General features: G+C 74.5%; 1 protein-coding gene. It reads right to left on the reverse strand.

Going from position 1 to position 4841, the window contains the following annotated elements; all coding sequences use genetic code 11:
• The coding region (locus ACFWIA_RS34965; protein WP_387011310.1) for an SDR family NAD(P)-dependent oxidoreductase at positions 1-4838 on the reverse strand (4838 nt) is incomplete at its 3' end.
• Positions 4839-4841: the final 3 nt, after the last annotated feature.

Genomic DNA, 4841 nt, shown 5'->3' on the forward strand with positions numbered 1-4841 from the left:
ACACCCTCACCCCACCCCGTACCACCCGCACCCTCACCAAACGACCGGCACCGCCCATCCACCGACAACCCCCGCTGCCGCGAAAACTCCACGAAGGTCCCGGGGGTGGCCATGACGGTGACGCCGCCGGCCAGTGCGGTGGTGCACTCTCCCGAGCGCACCGCGCGCACGGCGAGGTCCAGCGCCACCAACGACGAGGAGCACGCCGTGTCCACCGTCAACGCCGGCCCCCGCAAACCCAACACGTAAGCGATCCGACCCGACGCCACACTGGACTGGTTGCCGGCGAGGAGCAGCCCCTCGACCTCCTCGGGGGCGGTCCGCAGGCGCGTGGCGTAGTCGTCGTACATGGCGCCGATGAAGACTCCGGTGTCGGAGCCCTTCAACGAGTGCGGATCGATGCCCGCCCACTCCAACGCCTCCCAACTGACCTGGAGCAGCAACCGCTGCTGCGGGTCGGTGGCCAGTGCCTCGCGCGGGCTCATCCCGAAGAACTCGGCGTCGAACTCGGCCGCGTCGTAGAGGAATCCACCGCTCCGGGTGTACGTGGTGCCCTTGTGGTCGGGGTCGGGGTGGTAGAGGGTGTCGAGGTTCCAGCCGCGGTCGGTCGGGAAGGGACCGATCGCGTCCACCTCGTCCACCACCAACCGCCACAGGTCCTCCGGCGACTCCACACCCCCCGGATACCGGCACCCCATCCCCACGATCACCACCGGATCGTCATCCACCGCCACCCCCACCGGAACCACCACCGACTCCGGTGCCCGCTCCGGTGGCGGACCGTCGAGACCGGCCAGGAGGTGTGCGGCGAGTGCAGTGACGGTGGGGTACTCGAACACCACCGTCGCGGGGAGGGTGAGTCCGGTGAGTCGGGCGAGCCGGTTGCGCAGTTCCACGGCGGTCAGCGAGTCGAAGCCGAGGTCCTTGAACGCCCGCTCGGCGTCGACGCCTTCGCCGTTCCCGCTGCCGTGTCCGAGGACGACGGCCGCCTGTTCCCGCAGCAGTGCGGTGACGGTGCGTTCCCGGTCGTGGGCGGGGGTGTCGGCGAGCAGGGTCGCCCAGGCGCCGCCGGTGGCGGTGCCGCGACGGGCGGTCGTCGGAATGCGCACCAGTTGACGGAACAGGGGCCGGAGTTGACCCGTGGCCGCTTCTTGGCGCAGCACGCCCTCGTCGAGCGGCGACACCACCGTGTGCGGTCGCACCGCTCGGAGGAGGGCGTCCAGGCCCCGCTCGGTGGTGACCGGCCCGACGCCGTACCGGGCGAGCCGGACGCGGTCGGCGGCGCCGAGGTGTCCGGTGAGCGCGCCGGTCTCCTCCCACAGTCCCCAGGCGAGGGAGACCGCGGGCAGTCCGCGGGAGCGGCGATGGACGGCGAGCGCGTCCAGGAAGGTGTTGCCGGCGGCGTAGTTGGCCTGTCCGGGGGCGCCGGCGACGGCCACCGCCGAGGAGAACAGCACGAACGCTTCGACGGGCAGGTCCGCGGTCAGTTCGTGCAGCAGCCAGGCCGCGTCCACCTTGGGGCGCAGGGCCCGGGTCAGCTGCTCCCCGGTCAGTTCGGTGACCGTGGCGTCGGCCAGGGCGCCGGCGGCGTGGATCACCGTACGGAGCGGGCGGTCCGCCGGGAGGGCCGCCAGCAGTTCCGTCAGCTCCGTGCGATCGGTGACGTCGCAGGCGGTCACCGTCACCTCGGCGCCGGCCGCGCGCAACTCGGCGACCAGGGCGTCCGCCCCGGGCGCGGCCGGTCCGGTGCGGCTGACGAGCAGCAGGTGCGGGGGGCCGGGGCGGGCGGCGAGGTGGCGGGCGACCAGGGCGCCCAGAGCGCCGGTGCCACCGGTGATCAGCACGGTGCCGGTGGCTTCGCCGGTGGTGGGGGCGGCGGCGCGCCAGGCGGGCTGCGGCTCGGGGGCGAGGTCGTGCGCGGCGAGCCGCGGAACGTGGACGCGTCCGCCCCGCAGCGCGGACTCCGGCTCGCCGTGGTCACCGACGAGGAGCCCCGCATCGGCGGGTCCGTCGGTCTCCACCAGGGCGAACCTGCCGGGGTGCTCGGCGGCGGCGGTGCGCAGCAGCCCCCGCACGGGAGCCGTGGCGAGGTCTCCGGTGCGCAGCACCACATGGAGGGGCACCTGCGCGCCGGCGGGGTGCGCGAGCCAGCGTTGGAGCAGGGCGAGCACGGCGGCCGTATGGGCGTGCGCCCGGGCGGGAACCCCGGCGTCGTCCTCCGGCTGCGGGTCCGGGTCGGTGACGGGGACGAGCAGCGCGGTGGGCGGGGTGTCCCGGTCGAACAGCGCCTCCGGGTCCTCGACGATGTCGGCGCCGGTCACCAGTGCCGTGTCGCCGAGGCCGGCCAGGACCAGCGGGGTTCCGCTGCCGGGCCCCGCGGTGGTCAGCTCGGGCCAGTCGATGTGGTGGGCGGTGCGGGTGGTGTCGACGTCGCCGGTGAGTTCGGCACGTGCCGCCGTACGGAACGCCAGCGAGTCGATCTCCGCGATCGGGTGGTCGTCCTGGTCGGTGAACACGTACCGGAACCGGTGGTCGGCGAGGGGTTCGATGCGTGCCCGCAGGCGACGGGGGGTGGCGCCGGGTGCGATGAGGCGCAGTCCTTCGAAGGCGAAGGGCAGCAGGGGCCGTTCGGGGTCGGGCGAGACGGAGCCGACGAGCCCGGCGACGACGGGGTGGAGCGCCGCGTCAAGCAGCGCGGGGTGGATGCCGAACCCCCCGTCGCCCGGGCCGTCCTCGTCCGGGGCGACGGTCAGTTCGGCGTGGAGCGTGCCGTCCGCGGTGCGCCGGGCCGCCACCAGTCCCTGGAACGCGGGGCCGTAGTCGTAGCCGAGGCGGTACAGCTCCCGGTAGACGTCGTCCAGGTCTACGGGTTCGGCGTCGGCGGGGGGTCGGGGCGGGTCCGCCGGTGCGGGTCGGTGCGGGTCCGCCGGGTGAAGGGTCGCCGATGCGTGCAGGGTCCAGTCGGCCCGGTCCTCGCTGCGGGCGTGCACGGACAGGGCGCGGGCCCCGGTGTCGTCGGGCGGACCGATGCGGACCTGGAGGGCGGTGGGTCGGTCGGCGTCGGGCACCAGGGGCGCGCTGACGGTCAGGTGGTGCACCTCGGGGTGGTCGACGGCGGCACCCGCGTGGGCGGCGAGTTCCACGAAGACGGTGCCGGGGACGAGTGCGGTGCCGAACACCTTGTGGTCCGCGAGCCAGGGCAGGTCGGTCGGGGTGAATCGCCCGGTGAAGAGGTCACCGCCGTCGGCCAGGGTGACCCGGGCGCCCAGCAGGGGGTGGGTGACCGCGGCGAGTCCCAGCCGTCCGGCGTCGGCGGGCCCGCCCGTGGGGGTGAGCCAGTACCGGTCGCGGGCGAAGCGGTAGGTGAGGGGCAGGTCGGGCGGGGTCGGTGGGGTCCGCCAGGTCACGGGCACGCCCCCGAGGTGGGCGGCGGCCAGGGCGCGGCGGAACGCGTCCGGCCCGCCGTGGTCGCGGCGCAGCGTCCCGCCGGTGAAGGCGTTCACCCCGCGGGCGGCGACGATCTCCTCGGTCGCGAAGGTGAGCACGGGATGGGGGCTGACCTCGATGAACCGTCGGTACCCGGCGTCGACGAGCCCGTTGACCGCGGTCTCGAACAGCACCGGCTGGCGTAGGTTGCGGTACCAGTAGTCCGCGTCCAGGGCTTCACCGGCGACCGGCCCGCCGGTCACGGCGGAGTGGAAGGCGGTTCCGGCTGGGCTCGGGGCGAGTTCGGCGCCGAGGCCCAGGAGGTGTTCCCGCAGCGGCTCCACGTACCGGGTGTGCGAGGCGTAGTCGACGGGGATGCGCCGGGCGCGCACGTCGTGCTCCGCGCACCACTGGAGGAGTGCGGCGAGGGCGGTGTCGGCTCCCGCGACGACCGTGGCGCGCGGCCCGTTGCGCACCGCGATCTCCAACTCGCCCGGATGGCGGGCGAGTACGGGTCCGAGGCCCTCGGGGTCGAGCGCGACGGACACCATGCCGCTGTCGCCGGCGATGCCCGTCAGGGCGCGGCTGCGCAGGGTGATGAGTTTCGCGGCGTCGTCGAGCGAGAGGGCACCTGCGACATGGGCGGCGGCGATCTCGCCCTGGGAGTGGCCGACGACCGCGTCGGGCGTGACGCCCGCCGCCTGCCACAGGCGGGCCAGGGACACCATCATCGCGAAGAGCACCGGTTGGATCACGTCGACCCGGTCGAGCGAGGGGGCGTCGGGTGCGCCGCGCAGGACGTCGAGGAGGGACCAGTCGGTGTGTTCGGCGAACGCCTCGGCGCAGGACTCGATGCCGTCCCGGAACGCGTCGCTGGTGTCCAGGAGTTCACGGGCCATGCCGAGCCACTGGGAGCCCTGCCCGGGGAAGACGAAGACGGTGCGGCCGGGCGCGTCGGCAGCCGTGACGAGGGAGTCGTGGACCTCGCCGGCGGCGAGGGCGCGCAGTGCCTCGGAGACCGTGCCGCGATCGTCCGCGAGCACGGCGGCGCCGTGGCCGAGCCGGGCCCGTCGGACGAGGGCGGCTGCGAGGTCACCCGGCTCGGCGTCGGGATGGTCGGTCAGGTGGCCGGCGAGCGCGGCGGCCTGACGGCGCAGCGCGACGGGGGTGTTGCCGGACAGCAGCACGGGCGGCACGGGACGGTCAGGGTTGTCGGGGCGGTCGGGACGGTCGGGACGCTCAGAGGGGTCGAAGGTCGTCCCGGTCGTCGCCGCGTCGTCTGTGGGTGCTTGTTCGAGGATGACATGGCTGTTGGTCCCACTGATCCCGAACGACGACACCCCCGCCCGCCGCGGCCTCCCCCGATCCGGCCACACCCGCGACTCCCCCAACAACTCCACACCCGAACCCACCCA

Origin of the sequence: Streptomyces sp. NPDC127068 (assembly GCF_042724695.1) — a bacterium.
GTDB lineage: Bacteria > Actinomycetota > Actinomycetes > Streptomycetales > Streptomycetaceae > Streptomyces.